The organism is Mesorhizobium sp. C268A (assembly GCF_040324475.1).
Lineage (GTDB): Bacteria > Pseudomonadota > Alphaproteobacteria > Rhizobiales > Rhizobiaceae > Mesorhizobium.
The window spans coordinates 17,442-34,134 of record NZ_JAMYVX010000001.1 but is presented as its reverse complement, the minus strand read 5'-3'; the positions used below and the strand labels follow the sequence as shown (position 1 = coordinate 34,134).

The following is a 16,693-nucleotide window of genomic DNA, read 5'->3' as shown; positions in this document are numbered from 1 at the left end:
CCCGGCCTCGGCCGGCTCGGCTCAGAGATCGACGGGCGTCAGGAAGGCTTCGAGGTAGCCCGCGCCTTGCGCAGCCTCGGTGAGGGTGCCGTCGAAGCGCACGACCGCAAGGCCGGAGGTCGGGAAACCATGGTTCATGATGGCCCGAGCAGCCTCGTCGCCGTCGCCCGAGACCGCCATGGCAAGGTCTTCCGTCATCGGATTGTGGCCGATGACCAGCAGCGAGCCGGGGCCGCCATTGCTGCGGATGATGGCGAGGTAGCCGGCGGCATCCTCGCTGTAGAGCGTGTCGAAGAACAGCACCCGGCCGGTATCGGTGTGGCCGGCGATGCCTTCCAGCGTCTGGCGCGCCCGCTTGGCGTTGGAGCAGAGCGTGATATCGGGGATGTAGTTGCGGGCACGCATCGCCGTCCCCATCATTTCGGCATCGGCAATGCCGGATGCGTCGAGCGGGCGATCGAAGTCGCGCACGCCGGGCAGGGCCCAGCCAGCCTTCGCATGCCTCAACAGATACAGTCTGCTCACCGGACCCCCAATGGTGTGCTGCCCACCAATGACACAACTGGATTAGCCACGAGAAAGGCCTGAGGCACAATGGGCGCCGCCGCCCAAGCGCAACGAATCATGTGCGAATTCGCCCGCGCCCCTGCTATGGAAGGCTTTGCTGAGGATCGCCCGCGCGGGCATTAATAATTGCGTGAAACGCGCGCGGATTACGCTTGTGCAGCCTTCTCTGCGCGAATATATAGGCGCCAAATTTGGGGTTGTTGGGTGAGTCGAATGAACGATATCGTTACAGCCAATTACGTACCCTCCGAAGACGAGCCGTTCATGAACGAACGGCAGAAATCCTACTTTCGCCTGAAGCTCGTCACCTGGAAGACCGACATACTGCGCGAAGCGCGCGAAACACTCGAAATCCTGCAGCAGGAAAACGCCAACCACCCCGATCTCGCCGATCGCGCTTCCTCGGAAACCGACCGCGCCATCGAGCTTCGCGCCCGCGACCGCCAGCGCAAGCTCATTTCAAAGATCGATTCGGCGCTGCAGCGCATCGATGAAGGCACTTACGGCTATTGCGAGGAAACCGGCGAGCCGATCGCGCTGAAGCGTCTCGACGCGCGTCCGATCGCGACCTTGTCGATCGAAGCGCAGGAGCGCCACGAACGCCGCGAGAAGGTCTATCGCGACGATTGAGCCGCTGCCGTCAGGCAGGACTGTTTCATCAGAAATGGCCGGGTTTCCCGGCCATTTCTGTTTTTGGCCGAAGGGTTTAGTCGCACGAAGTTAAAGCGCGTTGCGCTGAAACGGACGACGCGCTTTAAGCGCCGTTCCGATCGGGAATCGGCAAGATGTGACGGTTCGCCGGGCTTTATCGTTTCTGGCTGGCGAGTTCGCCGAGCAGCTTGGTCATCTCGTCGTCGAGAGACTGCGGTGCCTTCGCAGCCGGCTTGCTTGCCGGTTTGGGGTGCGAATCGTCGAGCGAGACCTCGAGCTCCCGCATCAGGGTATCGTCGATAGACTCATGCTTCGGTGGCGGGGCCTGCCGGGCAGTATTGGCGGCGGAGCCATAGGCCGGCAGCGGTGTCACATTGCTCGCCTGGTAGATTTGAGCCGGTTTCGGCGCCGGTGCGGCCTGGCGCGGCGGAACGGCGGCTGGAGCAGCCCTTACCGGTTGCGGCGGTGGCGCCTGCCTTGCGGGCGCGGTGGGAGCGGGTTGTGCTGCGCGCGGCCGCGGCGCCTGTTGCTGCTGGCCAACACCGCCATCGCCGGTCAATGCCGGACGGCGTGGCGCTGCAAGTCTGATATCGCGCTCGACGACAACGTCGGTCGGGCCGCCGATCAAAAGCAGGTGTTCGATGTCGTCGCGACGGATGAGCACCAGCCGGCGGTGGCTGTCGACCGCCGTGGCGTCCATGACCGCCAGCCGTGTCTTGCGGTTCCTGCCGCCGGCAACGAAGGTGCCGAAGGTCAGGTTGCGGACCAGCCTGATGATGATGAGCACGATGACCAGCAGGACAAGGGCAGCAAACGTCCACAGCAGCGCTGCGGCATATCCGGGACCCGCCACATTATCCAGCCACTGCATCGGTGCCCCCAATCGGCTTTTGAAGTGGAGGGACACTAGACCGTTGCGGCCAGCCACCGCAAGTTGCCTTCACGCTTCGTGAACAGCTTGAAAACACCGACGCGTCATTTTTATCCGACATTTGCCGCCAGGGCCTTTTCCGGATTAGGAGAATGTGATTCAACCGGCCGGGGGCGGTGTCGGACAACTCACGAGCAGGGGGCATATGGCCAGGGAAACGCGCGGCGATTTCTATCCGGTACCGATCGTCGATCAGAACACGCGGCCAGGCGCGGTTACCCGGCTCATCGTGTTCATCATCGTCCTGACTGGGGCCGCGATCGTTTTCGGCATTTTCCGCGAGCGTCTTGGCGATCCGTTCCTGCTCGGCATGCTGGGCGTGCTTGCCATGATCGGCGTCGGCTTCCTGTTCGCCACGGCCATCGGCTTCGTGCAGATCGCGCCGCGTTCGACCGGGGATGAACTGTCGAAGGCCTTCGTCGATTCGATGTCGCAGGGCCTGATCGTCACCGACACCAAGGGCCGCGTCGTCTACGCCAACCGGGCCTACGCCGAAATGACCGGTGCTGCGTCGGCCGCCGATCTGAAGACGGTCGAAGGCCTGCTTTCCGATGTCCCCGAAGCTTCGGTGACCATATACCGGCTGGCCTCGGGCTTGCGCGATGGCCAGGCCGGCGACGGTGAGTTCCGGCTAGCACAGTCGATCCGGCCAGGCGCCGAGCCCGGCGCGCGCTGGTACCGGGCGCGGGCCCGGACCTTCAGCGTTCCCGGTCAGCGCCTGCCGATGCTTGCCTGGCAGCTTGCCGATATCTCGCAGGAACGGGCCGAGCAGGAGCGTTTCTTCCTCGACTTGCAGAAGGCCATCGACCATCTCGACCATGCGCCGGCCGGTTTCTTCTCAGCCGACCAGGAAGGCCGTGTCACCTACATCAACGCCACGCTCGCCGAATGGCTGGGCATCGATCTGGCGAGCTTCACCCCTGGCGCCGTGACACTCCCGGAAATCGTCGCCGGCGACGGCATGGCGCTGGTGCGCTCGGTCAAGGCCGAGCCCGGCACCACCCGCAACGCCGTCATCGATCTCGATCTGACGACGACAACCGGCGAGGCGCTGCCGGTGCGCTTCATGCATCGGGTATCGGCCAGCCGCGAGGGGACCAACGGTCCGACCCGCACCATTGTGCTCAACCGCACCCAGGGCGAGGACGCATCGGCCGACCTTCGTGCTTCGGAAGTGCGCTTCACCCGTTTCTTCAATTCGACGCCGATGGCCATTGCCGCCGTCGACAATGGCGGCCGCATCCTGCGCACCAACGCGCCGTTCCTGTCGCTGTTTTCCTCCGTCGTCGACGGCGACGCGGTTGACCGCCGCGTGCGGCTGGACACCGTGATCCATGAGCGCGACCGGCCGGCCTTTGCCGCCGCCTTCGAGAAGGCGCGGCTGAGGCAGGCCGACATCGAGCCGATCGACACGCTGCTGCCCGGCAATGAGGAGCGTCACATCCGCTTCTACGTCAACGCCGTCGCCGACGGCACCGGCGAGGGCGCCGAGGAATCGGCTATCGTCTATGCCGTCGAGACCACCGAGCAGAAGGCGCTCGAGGGCCAGATGGCGCAGAGCCAGAAGATGCAGGCAGTCGGACAACTCGCCGGCGGCATCGCCCACGACTTCAACAATGTGCTGACTGCCATCATCATGGCGTCGGATCTTTTGCTGACCAATCACCGGCCGTCGGACCCGTCCTTCCCCGACATCATGAACATCAAGCAGAATGCCAACCGGGCGGCCTCGCTGGTGCGGCAGTTGCTCGCCTTCTCGCGCAAGCAGACATTGCGGCCGGAAGTGCTGAACCTGACCGACGTGCTTGCCGATCTCCGGATGCTGCTTGCCCGCCTGGTTGGCAACGAGATCAAGCTGAAGGTCGACCACGGCCGCGATTTGTGGCCGGTCAAGGTCGATATCGGCCAGTTCGAGCAGGTGGTGGTCAACCTGGCCGTCAACGCGCGCGACGCCATGCCGGCTGGCGGCGACCTCACCGTGCGCACCCGCAACGTCACCGCCGAACAATGCAAGAGCTTCTCCTACCGCGAGCTCACGCCTGCCGACTATGTCGTGGTCGAGGTCGAGGATAGCGGCTCGGGCATTGCCCCGGACGTGCTGAAGAAGATTTTTGAGCCGTTCTTCACCACCAAGGAAGTCGGCAAAGGCACCGGCCTTGGCCTGTCGATGGTCTATGGCATCATCAAGCAGACCGGCGGCTTCATCTTCTGCGATTCCGAAATCGGCAAGGGCTCGACCTTCCGCATCTTCCTGCCGCGTCACATCGTCGAGGCGAAAAAGCCCGGCGACGTCAGCGAGGCGCCGGTTGCGCCCGTGAAAGCCGCCGACAGCGCCAAGGACCTGTCGGGCTCGGCCACGGTGCTGCTGGTCGAGGACGAGGACGCCGTGCGTATGGGCGGCTCCCGGGCGCTTACATCGCGCGGCTACACCGTCCACGAGGCGTCCTCGGGCGTCGAGGCGTTGGAAGTCTTCGAAGCGCTCGGCGGCAAAGTCGATATCGTCGTGTCCGACGTGGTGATGCCGGAAATGGACGGACCGACGCTGCTCGGCGAACTGCGCAAGCGCCAGCCCGACATCAAGTTCGTCTTCGTGTCCGGCTATGCCGAAGACGCTTTCGCCAGAAACCTGCCGCCGGACGCGCAATTCGGCTTCCTGCCGAAGCCGTTCTCCCTCAAGCAACTGGCCACCGTGGTCAAGGATGTATTGGAGTCCTAGCGCGCCCTAATTCAAAGCTTGCGCAATGACGTGACACTGCCATTATTGCAGGCGAAACGGGCGGCGGGTTTTGGGGAGCATGTCGTGACGCCGCACAACGAGGCTGCCAGGGGCGACTATGCCGCAACGGTGCTGTTGCCGGGCGATCCGCAACGCGCCGAGTGGATGGCAAAGACATTTCTTGAGGCGCCGCGCTGCGTCAACCGCCGCCGGGGCGTACTCGGCTTCACCGGTCTCTATCGCGGCCGTCCCATCAGCATCCAGGCCACCGGCATCGGTGTCCCGTCCTTCCTGGTCTATGCGCATGAACTCCTGGATGTTCACGGCGTCAAAACGCTGATCCGCACAGGCACCTGCGGCGGCCTGACACCCCGCGTGCCGCTGCGCTCCTTGGTGATCTCGCAGTCGGTGCGCGCCGAAAGCGACCAAAGCGGCCAGGTCTTCGGCCTCTACGATGCTGCCGCCGGGCCCGATCCCGGCCTGTTCGCCCACGCTTTGGCCTGCGCCGCCCAGCTCGGCATCGACCACCAGGCCGGGCTGACCATCTGCAGCGATGTCTTCTACCACCCTGAAGGGCGCGACCGCTTTGCCGAAGCGCAGGCGCTTGGCGCTCTCGCTGTCGATATGGAAACCAGCGCACTCTACCGAATCGCGGCGCATTTCGGCGCCCGCGCGCTGTCGCTGCTGACCGTCGTCGACAACATCGTGACCGGCGAACAGACTGCCTATTCCGAACGTCAGGCGCTGTTCACCGATATGGCGCGGCTCGGGCTCGACGTTGCGGCGGAAGGCTAGCTTCCTCAGGCCGCTTCGCGCTTCGGCGTCAGCTCATCCATGTCTGGCCGGTGACCGCGCAGATAGAGCGCGCAGGTGGTACGCAGCATCGACGCGAAGTTGGGAATGGCGCCGTTGATCTCGATCGCCTCGTCATAGAGTTTTGAGATGAACTTCGGCGTCGTCAGGCCCTGGCTGTCGGCAATTTCGTCAAGCAGCGCCCAGAACGTTCCTTCAAGCTGGATACTCGTAGAATGACCATCGATGCGGATCGACCGGTTGATCTGTCGATAGCCTTCCGGATCCTGCCCGGCAAAAACCCTGCACATCCTTACCTCCCGATATTGTTGGTTTTGGGCGCAGCGTGTCGCGCCTTCAAGTTGTGGTTGTCCCTGCATGTTCGGCCTTGTGGGCCGAATCGGCAATCGGACTTTCGTCTTTAGGCGCAGGCATAGCAGCGATTGCAAATTTAGCCGTGGTAACCGGCTGCCACCACCTTTCGCGCGTGCCGCCCATAATCGCCTCCAACATGCAGCGGCGGAGACTGATTTGGCGAAGGCAATCCATTCCATGATCCGGGTTCTCCAAGAGGCCAGATCCGTCGATTTCTACAGAAACGCTTTCGGGCTCGATGTCGCCGACAGGCTGGATTTCGAGACATTCACGCTGATTTACCTTGCCAACGCCGAAACGGGGTTCGAGCTCGAACTCACCGTGAACAAGGGCCGCACCGAGCCTTATGGGCTAGGCGACGGTTACGGCCATCTGGCGGTCTCGGTGTCCGATCTCGACAGCGAACACGACCGGATCGGCGCGCTCGGCCTCCACCCCAAGAAGATTGTCGAATTCAACCGCGACGGATCGCTGATCGCCCGCTTTTTCTTCATCGAGGACCCCGACGGCTACAAGATCGAGGTTCTGCAGCGTGGAGGGCGCTTCCAGTAGCGGATTATCGGCCGCATTCAGCCGCGCGGCGCCAGCAACGGCGCTGTTCAAGGGCGCAAACAGCAAGCAGGGAGGAACAAATGGTCACGATCTATGACGCGAGGCTCTCACGTCGTGAACTTCTCAAACGCGGCGGCATCGGCGCGTTGCTCGTCATTTCCGGCAGCGCCGTCATCAGCCCTGAAAATGCCTGGGGGCTCGAGACATCGGCGCTCAAGCCCGAAACCATGGCAACGCTGATCCAGATGGCGCGCGACATCTATCCGCACGATCAGGTGCCCGACAAATACTACGCCATCGCCGTAAAAGGGCATGATGAGCAGGCCGGCAAGGACGCTGCCTACAAGACGATGATCGAAGACGGCATCGCCGACCTCGACAAGAAGTCGGGCGAGGGCGGCTATCGCGGCCTCGGCTGGGAGGAGCAGCGCGTTGCCGTGCTACAGCAGATCGAGGCGACGCCGTTCTTCCAGTCCATCCGCGGCGGCCTCGTCGTCAGCCTCTACAACCAGCAGGAGGTGTGGCCGATCTTCGGCTACGAGGGCGAATCCTACTCCAAGGGCGGCTACATCGCGCGCGGTTTCGACGACATAGAGTGGCTCTGAGCCCTTCCGTCGTTCTGAAACCCCGCAAACAGGAATTCATGGGAGGAAACCATGGCAGCTTCATTTGATCTCAACAACGACGGCGTGGTCGTGATCATCGGCTCCGGCGCCGGCGGCGGCACGCTCGGCAACGAACTCGCCCAGAAAGGCGTCGATGTCGTCATCCTCGAGGCCGGCGCGCGTCACGAATACGAGGATTTCATCAATGACGAGTGGGGTTCCTTCAGCCAACTCGCCTGGACGGACAAGCGCACGACGTCCGGCGACTGGCGGGTGTCGAAGGATTTTCCGAATTTGCCGGCCTGGATCGTCAAATCGGTCGGCGGCTCGACCACGCACTGGGCCGGCGCCTCGCTGCGCTTCCAGGAGCATGAGTTCAAGACGCTCTCGACCTACGGCAAGCTGGAAGGCGCCAACCTGCTGGACTGGCCGGTCACATTGGCCGAGATGGAGCCTTACTACGCCAAGGCGGAAGCCAAGATGGGCGTCACCGGCACCAATGGCTGGCCGCGGCTGCCCGGCAACAACAATTTCAAGGTGCTCAAGGCCGGCGCCGACAAGCTCGGCTATAAGGAATGTCATACCGGCAACATGGCAATCAATTCGGTCGAGCGTGATGACCGGAACTCCTGCCAACAGACCGGCTTCTGCTTCCAGGGCTGCAAATGGGGCGCCAAATGGTCGACGCTCTACACCGAGATTCCCAAGGGTGAGGCGACCGGCCATCTCGAGGTCCGGCCAAACGCCATGGCGATCAAGATCAACCATGACGCTAGCGGAAAAGTGACCGGCGTCGTCTATGCCGACAAGGACGGCAATCTGCAGGAGCAGAAGGCCCGCATCGTCGCCGTCGCCGGCAACTCGATCGAAAGCCCGCGCCTGCTGCTGAACTCCGAGTCAGCGAAGTTTCCGCAAGGGCTTGCCAATTCGTCGGGGCAGGTCGGCAAGAACTACATGCGCCACACCACCGGTTCGGTCTACGCCATTTTCGACCAACCGGTGCATATGTATCGCGGCACCACCATGGCCGGCATTATCCGCGACGAGGCGCGGTACGATCCCTCACGCGGCTTTGTCGGCGGCTATGAATTCGAGACGCTGTCGCTCGGCCTGCCCTTCATGGCCGCCTTCCTCAATCCCGGCGGCTGGGGCCGTTCCTTCACCACCGCGCTCGACCACTATGATCACATGGCTGGCCTGTGGATCGTCGGCGAGGACATGCCGCGCGCGGAAAACCGCGTCACGCTGCACAAGGACGAGAAGGAGGCGCACGGCATGCCGATCGCCGACGTGCATTTCGATGATCATCCCAACGACACGGCGATGCGCAATCATGCCTACAAGCAGGCCACAGCGCTTTACGATGCGGTCGGCGCGACGCGCTCCTTCCCGACGCCGCCCTATCCCTCAACCCACAATCTCGGCACAAACCGGATGAGCGAAAAGGCGGAAGACGGCGTCGTCAACAAGCACGGCCAGGCGCACGACATCAAGAACCTGTTCGTGTCGGACGGCAGCCAGTTCACGACCGGTGCGGCTGAAAATCCGACGCTGACGATCGTGTCGCTGGCTATCCGCCAGGCCGAATACATCGCTTCGCAAATGTCGGCCAAGACGATCTGAGCCGTCCTCCGGGATCGCTACGCGGAACGCGCATGGCGCGTTCCGCCCTTTTTTCCTAGGACTCACTATGCGCCGACCGGCTGTCCGTCCTTGCGGCGGATGGCGACGACGGACGGTCGCGGCAGCTGGCCATCCCTGAAGTCGGGCCACAGCGTCTGCGCCTTGTCGAGCGTCTCTGCATCTTCCGCAGGGTGCTGCACCGACAGGAACAAAGTCGTGCCGTCCGGCGTGAAGCATGGGCCGGTCGCTTCGGCGCCATGCGGGCAGGTGAACAGCAGCTTCGGCAGGCCGCGCGCCGCACCTTCGGTGTCGACGCCATAGACGCCGTCCGGCAGGTCGAAATCATTGGCGCCGTCCGTCGCCACCCACAGCCGCCCCGCCGGGTCGAAGGTGATGTTGTCGGGGCAGACGAACCAGCCATTGTCCGACGTGTCCGGATGAAAAGTGGCGCCGACCTTGGCATCTTTCGGGTTGCCGCAGAGCACGAACAGGTCCCAGGCATAGTTTTCGGCCGTGTGGTCGGCATCCGCGCCGCGGCCGCCGGGCGGGATCAGTTCGACAATATGGCCCCAGAGATTTTCCGGCCGCGTGTTGGCCGGATTGACCTTTGACTGGTCGCGCTTCTTGTTCTTGGTCATCACCGCATAGACGCGGCCGGTCACCGGATTGGTCTCGATGTCCTCGGGCCGGTCCATCGGCGTGGCGCCGAGCGCATCTGCCGCGAACCGCGTCTTCAACAGCACCTCGGCCTGGTCGGCAAAACCGTTCTCGACGGTAAGCTTGCCCTGGCCGTGCACCAACGGCAGCCACGTCATCGAGCCATCGGCATCGAAGCGGGCGACCGACAGCACGCCATCGTCGAGCAGATCGGCGCCGGAGGCCGGATTGGCCCTATCATAGGCCTTGGCCGAGACGAAGCGGTACATATATTCGAAATAGTCGTCGTCACCCATATAGACGACGACGTGGCCGTCCTTGTTGAGGACCACGGTCGAGGCCTCATGCGACATGCGGCCAAGTGCCGTGCGCTTCACCGGCCTGGACTTAGGATCGTAAGGGTCGATCTCGACCACCCAGTCGAAGCGGTTGGCCTCGTTCGGTTCCTTGTCGAGGTTGAAGCGGTCATGGAAGCGGCCGCGGCCATAGATGTCGGAGCCATCGAAGCCGTAACGGTCAAGCAGGTCGGCGGTCGGCGCCCTTTTCGGGTCGCCGCCGAAAATGTCGGACACGCCTTCCTCGCAGGTCAGCACCGTACCCCAGGGGGTGAAACCGCCGCTGCAGTTGTAGCTGGTGCCGAGCACTTTGGTGCCAGTCGCGTCGGCCGAGGTCTTCATCAGCGCATGGCCGGCAACCGGTCCGGAAACGGTCATTTCGGTGTTGGCGGTGATGCGGCGGTTCAGCGGGCTGTCCGCCACGCTTGCCCACTTGCCGTCCTTCAATTGCACCTCGACGATCGAATGGCCCATCGCGGCCATACCGAGATCGACCTGTTCCCTGGTCATCGTCTTGCCGGCATCGCCCTCGGTCATCCCCGGAAACATCACATTGGGCGAGATGTATTCGTTGTTGACGCAGAGCAGGCCATGATCGGAATTCACCGTACCCTTGGGCAGCGGCATGAAGGCGATGTAGTCGCAATTGTAGCCGAAGCGCTTTTCCTGTTCCTCCGCCGCGACCTTGTTGCCGTCGAATTCGGCGAGGCCGGCTGCAAGCGGATCGCCCCAGCGCGCGACGATGGTCGTCTCATAGCCTTCGGCGGCGGCATGGGTCTTGCCGTAGACCCGTTTCAGCTCGGGAAAGCCGAGCGTCGACTGCGCTGTGGCGGCATGCGTTTCGCCGGCAAACAAGGAGCCGACAAAGCTGCCGCCGGCAATCAGCGCGCCGGAGGCGAGGCTGCCTTTCAAAAGAGACCGGCGCGAGACGCGCTCGGCGATGATTTCGCGGATGACGGGGGAGGATGAAGACGGTGCATTGGCCATGGTGTCTGCCTCTCAGGGTGGATGTTACGGCGCACCGTTGCCTTAGTCTGCTTAGGCAACATTCACATGACATGAAAGGAAGGGTTTGCCGCAAGTGGGCGCGGCAGTGGGCATCGCTCAGCCCTTGGTGCAGGTCGAGGCGGTGAAGGCGCCGTCGGGCTGCTTCAGAATGATGTCGAATGACGGGGCGGTCTCGCCGTCCAGTGTTGCCTGTGTCATGGAGACGGAGTTGCCACCGGTGGTATAGCCGCCCAGCGGCCCGAGCCAGGTGATCTCGCCATTGGCATTCATCTGATAGTTGTAGCCTTGCGTCGCGGTGCCGAATGTCACCGGACCACTATAGACATTGCCCTTGATAGTGATGTCGCCGAGGTTGAGGAAGGCGCCGAGCAAATAGACCTCGCAATGATAGGTGCCGTCCGGAAGCTTGCCCTCGCTGAAATCGGCGCGCGCGGCGCCGCTCGTTGCCATCAGCAGCAGGATGCCGGAAATGTATGAGATGCGAGATGTCATGACGTCACTCTTCTGAAGGGCGAGCTTGCCCTATTTTTGCGCGGTGCCGCAACATTGTTCGCCCGGAACCCACGGCCGGAGATCAAAAACTAGGCATTTGTCCTATTTGGGCGAAAATTAGGCAAAAGTAGTGTGCGATGCGCAAATTTGCCTCAATCAATTTTTACCGGCTGCCTTTGTTTTTCTCCAGCTCATATACCAACCGGCTGATAAGGCTCGGCTATTCCATCTTCGTGAGCGGCGCCTTCGCGTTTGGCACGGCAGTTGCTTTGCATTGTCGCGGTGCAATCAAACAGCTTGGGAGTCTTCGGTATGAGGGGTAATTTCTCCACAATAACAAAAATGTTTTCGGCCGGCGTGGTCGCCGCCGGCCTGTCGATGTCGTCTCCGGCCAAGGCCGCCGAAGACACGATCAAGGTCGGCATTCTGCATTCGCTGTCGGGGACCATGGCGATTTCGGAGACGACGCTGAAAGACGCCATGCTGATGCTCATCGAAGAGCAGAACGCCAAGGGCGGTCTGCTCGGCAAGAAGCTCGAGGCGGTCGTTGTCGATCCGGCCTCCAACTGGCCGCTCTTTGCCGAAAAGGCGCGCGAGCTGATCTCGAAGGACAAGGTCGCCGCCGTGTTCGGCTGCTGGACCTCGGTGTCGCGCAAATCGGTGTTGCCGGTGTTCTCGGAACTCGACAACATCCTGTTCTACCCCGTCCAGTATGAGGGCGAGGAAAGCGAGCGCAACGTGTTCTACACCGGCGCCGCCCCGAACCAGCAGGCGATTCCTGCCGTCGATTATCTCATGAGCGAGGACGGTGGCTCGGTGAAGCGCTGGGTGCTGGAAGGCACCGACTACGTCTATCCCCGCACCACCAACAAAATCCTTGAGGCCTATCTGAAGGCCAAGGGCGTCGCCGCCGAAGACATCATGGTCAACTACACGCCGTTCGGCTTCTCCGACTGGCAGACCGAAGTCTCCGCAATCAAGAAATTCGGCTCGGCCGGCAAGAAGACCGCCGTCGTCTCGACCGTCAATGGCGACGCCAACGTTCCGTTCTACAAGGAACTCGGCAACCAGGGCATCAAGGCCGAGGACATCCCGGTCATGGCCTTCTCGGTCGGCGAAGAAGAACTGGCCGGTCTCGATACCGCGCCGCTGGTCGGCCATCTCGCTGCCTGGAATTATTTCGAGAGCGTCGACACACCCGAAAACAAGAAGTTCATCGCCGACTGGCACAAGTTCATCAAGAATGACAAGCGCACCACCAACGACCCGATGGAAGCTCACTATATCGGCTTCAACATGTGGGTGAAGGCGGTCGAAAAGGCCGGCACCACCGATCCCGACAAGGTCATCGACGCCATGGTCGGCGTGTCCGTGCCGAACCTCACCGGCGGCTATTCGACCATGATGCCGAACCATCACATCACCAAGCCGGTGCTGATCGGCGAGATCCAGGCCGACGGCCAGTTCGAGACCGTGTCGCAGACGCCCGGCCTCGTGATGGGCGACGAATGGTCCGACTATCTGCCCGATTCCAAGGACCTGATTTCGGATTGGCGCGCGCCTCTGTCCTGCGGCAACTTCAACGTTGCCACCGGCAAATGCGGCGGCAAGGGCACGAACTGATCCCTCCCGGGACTGACCGATCGTGGACGCGTCCACGATCGGTACCGCCAAGCGTCCGGGCGCTTCAGCCCGCCCGGACGCGGAATTTCCCCACAGAAGAGTATCTGAACGGATGATCCTGTTGCGCACTCTCGGCCTCATGCTGGTGTTCCTGGTGGCAAGCCTATTGCCGTCGAACGCAGCCGAAGCCGATCTGCGCGCCATCGTCGCCAAATTCGCCACGGGCACGGGCTTTGCCACCACTGAGGCTGTTGTGCGCGAACTTGCCGCCACCGGCGATCCGCTGGTTGAACGGCCGCTTGCAGCCCTCGCCGAAGGCAATCTCTACATTCGTAAAGCCGATTCAGCCGTCTTCGTCGGCAGTGAGGCCGCCGACAGCGTCACGCTGCTCGACCCGCTGAGCGGCGAGAAAGCCGGCGACGCCGCCAAGGCCGACATCACCAAGATCAAGGTCAACAACACGCTGCGCCGTGTCATCCGAGATGCGCTGGGAACGCTGACGTTGCGCGCGAAAGATCCTTCTGTCCGCATCGCCGCCGCCGACACCATGTTCAAGACCCCCCGATGCCGCCAATATCGAGCCGCTCGATGCAGCCATCGCCGCCGAGACCGACGCCAAGGTCAAGGCATTGTTCGAACAGGCGCGCGCGGCATCGGTGCTGGTCTCCGATAAGCCGGAGGCCGACAAGCTTGCCGCCATTGCCCTGATCGGCGCGCGCGGCGACCGCGACGCGGTCTCGCTGCTCACCGCGGTCGAGGCCAATGCGCAAGGCGCGGTCAAGGATGCCGCGACGGCGGCAATCGCCAGCATCAATTCGAGCCTGGCGCTGTGGGATGCCGGCCAGAACATATGGTACGGCATCTCGCTTGGCTCGGTGCTGCTGCTGGCCGCCATCGGCCTCGCCATCACCTTCGGCGTCATGGGCGTCATCAACATGGCGCATGGCGAGATGGTGATGCTCGGCGCCTACACCACCTTCGTCGTCCAGCAGGTGATCCGAACCTCATTCCCCGGCCTGTTCGACTGGTCGCTGGTGATCGCGCTGCCGCTCGCCTTCCTGGTTGCCGCTTCCGTCGGCCTGATCATCGAGCGCGGCGTCATCCGTTTCCTCTACGGCCGGCCGCTGGAAACGTTGCTCGCAACCTGGGGCGTCTCGCTTGTCCTGCAGCAGGCGGTGCGCTCGATCTTCGGACCGACCAACCAGGAGGTCGGCAACCCCTCCTGGATGTCGGGATCGTTCGATGTCGGCCAACTCGCCGTCACCTGGAACCGCCTCTGGATCCTGGTCTTCGCGCTCACCGTCTTCGGCGTGCTGCTCTTTGTCATGAAGCGCACGCCCTGGGGTCTGCAGATGCGCGCCGTCACCGCCAACCGCCGCATGGCCGCCTCGATGGGTATCAGGACGCCTTGGGTCGATGCGCTGACCTTTGCGCTCGGCTCCGGCATTGCCGGCATTGCCGGCGTCGCGCTCAGCCAGATCGACAATGTCTCGCCCAATCTCGGCCGCGGCTACATCATCGACAGTTTCATGGTCGTCGTCTTCGGCGGCGTCGGCAATCTCTGGGGCACGCTGGTCGGCGCCTTCTCGCTTGGCATCGTCAACAAGGTTCTCGAACCCTATGCCGGCGCGGTGCTCGGCAAGATCGTCGTGCTGGTGCTGATCATCCTGTTCATCCAGAAGCGCCCGCGCGGCCTGTTCGCACTCAAGGGCAGGGCGGTGGAAACATGATCACGGGACGCTTCTTCGCCGCGGGCGCCGACCGTCGCATCGCCATCACCATTTTCATCCTGCTGGCGGCCGCCATTATCGTGCCGCTGCTCAACCTCGCAGTGTCGCGGCAAAGCGCGTTCTATATTCCGTCCTACATCGTCGCGTTGACGGGCAAGTACCTCTGCTATGCATTGCTTGCCTTGGCGCTCGATCTCGTCTGGGGCTATTGCGGCATCCTCTCGCTCGGCCATGGCGCCTTCTTCGCCCTCGGCGGCTATGCGATGGGCATGTACCTCATGCGCCAGATCGGCTCGCGCGGCGTTTACGGCAATCCGATCCTGCCCGATTTCATGGTGTTCCTGAACTACAAGGAATTGCCCTGGTTCTGGACCGGTTTCGACCACTTCTGGTTCGCCGCCATCATGGTGCTGGCGGTGCCCGGCCTGCTCGCCTTCGTCTTCGGCTGGTTCGCCTTCCGCAGCCGCGTCACCGGCGTCTATCTCTCCATCATCACCCAGGCGATGACCTACGCGCTGCTGCTCGCCTTCTTCCGCAACGACATGGGTTTCGGCGGCAACAACGGCTTGACCGATTTCAAGGATATTCTGGGCTTCAACGTGCAGGCCGACGCCACCCGCTCGGCCCTGTTTGCCGCCAGCGCCATCATACTCGCGCTCGCCGTCTTCATCACCTGGGCGATCGTCGGCTCCAAATACGGCAAGCTGCTGATGGCCGTGCGCGATGCCGAGAGCCGCACCCGCTTTCTCGGCTGGCGGGCGGAGAACGTGAAGCTGTTTGCCTTTACCGTCTCGGCTGTCATGGCCGGCATCGCCGGCGCGCTCTATGTGCCGCAGGTAGGCATCATCAATCCCGGCGAATTCGAGCCGTCCAATTCCATCGAAGTCGTGATCTGGGCAGCCGTCGGTGGGCGCGGCACCATTGTCGGCCCGATCGTCGGTGCGCTGCTCGTCAATGCCGGCAAATCCTGGTTCACCGGCCTGCTGCCGGAATTCTGGCTGTTTGCGCTCGGCGGCCTGTTCGTTGCCGTAACCCTGTTCCTGCCCAAGGGCATCGTCGGCATGTGGGATTCCTGGCGCGGTAACGCTCGGGCGATGCGGGCTGCAGCGATTGCAGAGGAAGCGGGCACAGACCCTGATGTCCCGCCGCCACCCAAGATCGTGCGCAGCGCGGCAACAACGCCCGGTGCCTGGTCCGCGTCCGGGCCTGAACCGCAGCCGGCGGAATAGAGCGATGTCGAAGTCCAACACCATCCTCTATCTCGACGGCGTCTCGGTCTCCTTCGACGGCTTTCGCGCCATCAACAATCTGTCGCTGGTCCTCGACAGAGGCGAGATGCGCGCCATCATCGGCCCCAACGGCGCCGGCAAGACGACGATGATGGACATCGTCACCGGCAAGACACGGCCCGACGAAGGCGAAGTGTTCTTCGACGGGCAGGTCGATCTGACCCGGCACGACGAGGCCGAGATCGCCATGATGGGCATTGGCCGGAAGTTCCAGAAGCCGACCGTTTTCGAAAGCCACAGCGTCGAAGACAATCTGATGCTGGCGCTGAAGGGCCCGCGCTCGATCTTCCCGGCGCTCTTCCATCGCCGCTCGGCCGCCGAAGCCAGACAGATCGACGACATCCTCGGCATCATCCGGCTGGGCGACAAGCGCAACGATCTGGCCGCCAATCTCAGCCACGGCCAGAAGCAGTGGCTGGAGATCGGCATGCTGCTCGCGCAGGACCCGAAGCTGCTTTTGGTTGACGAGCCGGTCGCCGGGATGACCGATGCCGAGACCGAGGAAACCGCGCGCCTGCTCAAGGACATAGCGCGCGACCATTCGGTCATCGTCGTCGAACACGACATGCATTTCGTGCGCGAACTCGGCGTCAAGGTCACCTGCCTGCATGAGGGCTCGGTGCTGTCGGAAGGCTCGCTCGATTTCGTCTCGACCGACGAGCGCGTCGTCGAAGTTTACCTCGGGAGATGAGCATGGTGTGGCGGGTGCAATTCCATCGCTTCGACTTCTCGTTCCTTCGCTTCTGG

General features: G+C 62.9%; 14 protein-coding genes and 1 pseudogene. 10 read left to right on the top strand and 5 right to left on the bottom strand.

What is annotated here, in order from left to right:
- Positions 1-21 precede the first annotated feature (21 nt).
- The gene (locus tag NKL06_RS00170; RefSeq protein WP_023693370.1) at positions 22-525 is read right to left on the bottom strand and encodes a SixA phosphatase family protein; all 504 of its coding nucleotides are present in this window, start codon (positions 523-525) and stop codon (positions 22-24) included.
- A gap of 255 nt (positions 526-780) precedes the next feature.
- Between NKL06_RS00170 and dksA the strand changes: the two genes are divergently transcribed.
- Complete coding sequence (gene dksA, locus NKL06_RS00165; RefSeq protein WP_023673491.1) at positions 781-1,197, top strand: RNA polymerase-binding protein DksA; 417 nt, start codon at positions 781-783, stop codon at positions 1,195-1,197.
- Between the two features lie 175 nt (positions 1,198-1,372).
- On the opposite strand, the gene NKL06_RS00160 is transcribed toward dksA, so the two are convergent.
- Positions 1,373-2,089 (bottom strand): flagellar biosynthetic protein FliO, encoded by a 717-nt coding sequence (locus tag NKL06_RS00160; protein WP_023693371.1) that lies wholly within the window; start codon positions 2,087-2,089, stop codon positions 1,373-1,375.
- Between the two features lie 205 nt (positions 2,090-2,294).
- On the opposite strand from NKL06_RS00160, the gene cckA reads away from it, so the two are divergent.
- Together cckA and NKL06_RS00150 are read left to right on the top strand one after the other, a co-directional pair.
- Positions 2,295-4,865 carry a cell cycle histidine kinase CckA gene (gene cckA / locus NKL06_RS00155; RefSeq protein WP_023693372.1) on the top strand — a complete coding sequence of 857 codons (2,571 nt, stop codon included), beginning with the start codon at positions 2,295-2,297 and terminating at the stop codon, positions 4,863-4,865.
- An 84-nt stretch (positions 4,866-4,949) separates the two neighbouring features.
- Complete coding sequence (locus NKL06_RS00150) at positions 4,950-5,660, top strand: purine-nucleoside phosphorylase (protein WP_023693373.1); 711 nt, start codon at positions 4,950-4,952, stop codon at positions 5,658-5,660.
- A gap of 5 nt (positions 5,661-5,665) precedes the next feature.
- Here NKL06_RS00150 and NKL06_RS00145 read toward each other — a convergent pair whose 3' ends face one another.
- Positions 5,666-5,968, bottom strand: a complete 303-nt coding sequence (locus NKL06_RS00145; RefSeq protein ID WP_023670924.1) for a ribbon-helix-helix domain-containing protein — start codon at positions 5,966-5,968, stop codon at positions 5,666-5,668.
- A 220-nt stretch (positions 5,969-6,188) separates the two neighbouring features.
- On the opposite strand from NKL06_RS00145, the gene NKL06_RS00140 reads away from it, so the two are divergent.
- The 3 genes from NKL06_RS00140 to NKL06_RS00130 all read left to right on the top strand — a co-directional run bounded on the left by NKL06_RS00140 (position 6,189) and on the right by NKL06_RS00130 (position 8,812).
- Complete coding sequence (locus tag NKL06_RS00140; RefSeq protein ID WP_023693374.1) at positions 6,189-6,584, top strand: VOC family protein; 396 nt, start codon at positions 6,189-6,191, stop codon at positions 6,582-6,584.
- An 80-nt stretch (positions 6,585-6,664) separates the two neighbouring features.
- Positions 6,665-7,189 carry a twin-arginine translocation pathway signal gene (locus tag NKL06_RS00135; protein WP_023670927.1) on the top strand — a complete coding sequence of 175 codons (525 nt, stop codon included), beginning with the start codon at positions 6,665-6,667 and terminating at the stop codon, positions 7,187-7,189.
- Positions 7,190-7,240: 51 nt separating this feature from the next.
- On the top strand, positions 7,241-8,812 hold the full coding sequence (locus tag NKL06_RS00130; protein ID WP_023693375.1) for a GMC family oxidoreductase: 1,572 nt from the start codon (positions 7,241-7,243) through the stop codon (positions 8,810-8,812).
- Between the two features lie 65 nt (positions 8,813-8,877).
- Here the strand turns inward: NKL06_RS00130 and NKL06_RS00125 are convergent, their stop codons facing one another.
- On the bottom strand, positions 8,878-10,791 hold the full coding sequence (locus tag NKL06_RS00125; RefSeq protein ID WP_023693376.1) for a PhoX family protein: 1,914 nt from the start codon (positions 10,789-10,791) through the stop codon (positions 8,878-8,880).
- A 117-nt stretch (positions 10,792-10,908) separates the two neighbouring features.
- The gene (locus NKL06_RS00120; RefSeq protein WP_023693377.1) at positions 10,909-11,304 is read right to left on the bottom strand and encodes a hypothetical protein; all 396 of its coding nucleotides are present in this window, start codon (positions 11,302-11,304) and stop codon (positions 10,909-10,911) included.
- A gap of 312 nt (positions 11,305-11,616) precedes the next feature.
- Here NKL06_RS00120 and urtA point away from each other — a divergent pair, with 312 nt between their 5' ends.
- The 4 genes and pseudogenes from urtA to urtD all read left to right on the top strand — a co-directional run bounded on the left by urtA (position 11,617) and on the right by urtD (position 16,637).
- Complete coding sequence (gene urtA / locus NKL06_RS00115; protein WP_023670931.1) at positions 11,617-12,927, top strand: urea ABC transporter substrate-binding protein; 1,311 nt, start codon at positions 11,617-11,619, stop codon at positions 12,925-12,927.
- A 112-nt stretch (positions 12,928-13,039) separates the two neighbouring features.
- Positions 13,040-14,657, top strand: a pseudogene (gene urtB / locus NKL06_RS00110) (urea ABC transporter permease subunit UrtB).
- Positions 14,654-15,886, top strand: coding sequence for an urea ABC transporter permease subunit UrtC (gene urtC / locus NKL06_RS00105; RefSeq protein WP_023693380.1), 1,233 nt, complete (start codon positions 14,654-14,656; stop codon positions 15,884-15,886). Before urtB ends, urtC begins: the two are co-directional and overlap by 4 nt.
- A 4-nt stretch (positions 15,887-15,890) precedes the next feature.
- Positions 15,891-16,637 carry an urea ABC transporter ATP-binding protein UrtD gene (gene urtD / locus NKL06_RS00100; RefSeq protein WP_023693381.1) on the top strand — a complete coding sequence of 249 codons (747 nt, stop codon included), beginning with the start codon at positions 15,891-15,893 and terminating at the stop codon, positions 16,635-16,637.
- Positions 16,638-16,693 lie beyond the last annotated feature (56 nt).

Excerpts from the sequence above, each read along its gene's own strand:
- NKL06_RS00125 (WP_023693376.1), bottom strand. The coding sequence starts at position 10,791 with ATGGCCAATGCACCGTCTTCATCCTCCCCCGTCATCCGCGAAATCATC.
- NKL06_RS00160 (WP_023693371.1), bottom strand. The coding sequence starts at position 2,089 with ATGCAGTGGCTGGATAATGTGGCGGGTCCCGGATATGCCGCAGCGCTG.
- urtC (WP_023693380.1), top strand. The coding sequence starts at position 14,654 with ATGATCACGGGACGCTTCTTCGCCGCGGGCGCCGACCGTCGCATCGCC.
- NKL06_RS00145 (WP_023670924.1), bottom strand. The coding sequence starts at position 5,968 with ATGTGCAGGGTTTTTGCCGGGCAGGATCCGGAAGGCTATCGACAGATC.
- NKL06_RS00120 (WP_023693377.1), bottom strand. The coding sequence starts at position 11,304 with ATGACATCTCGCATCTCATACATTTCCGGCATCCTGCTGCTGATGGCA.
- cckA (WP_023693372.1), top strand. The coding sequence starts at position 2,295 with ATGGCCAGGGAAACGCGCGGCGATTTCTATCCGGTACCGATCGTCGAT.
- urtD (WP_023693381.1), top strand. The coding sequence starts at position 15,891 with ATGTCGAAGTCCAACACCATCCTCTATCTCGACGGCGTCTCGGTCTCC.
- urtA (WP_023670931.1), top strand. The coding sequence starts at position 11,617 with ATGAGGGGTAATTTCTCCACAATAACAAAAATGTTTTCGGCCGGCGTG.
- NKL06_RS00130 (WP_023693375.1), top strand. The coding sequence starts at position 7,241 with ATGGCAGCTTCATTTGATCTCAACAACGACGGCGTGGTCGTGATCATC.
- dksA (WP_023673491.1), top strand. The coding sequence starts at position 781 with ATGAACGATATCGTTACAGCCAATTACGTACCCTCCGAAGACGAGCCG.
- NKL06_RS00135 (WP_023670927.1), top strand. The coding sequence starts at position 6,665 with ATGGTCACGATCTATGACGCGAGGCTCTCACGTCGTGAACTTCTCAAA.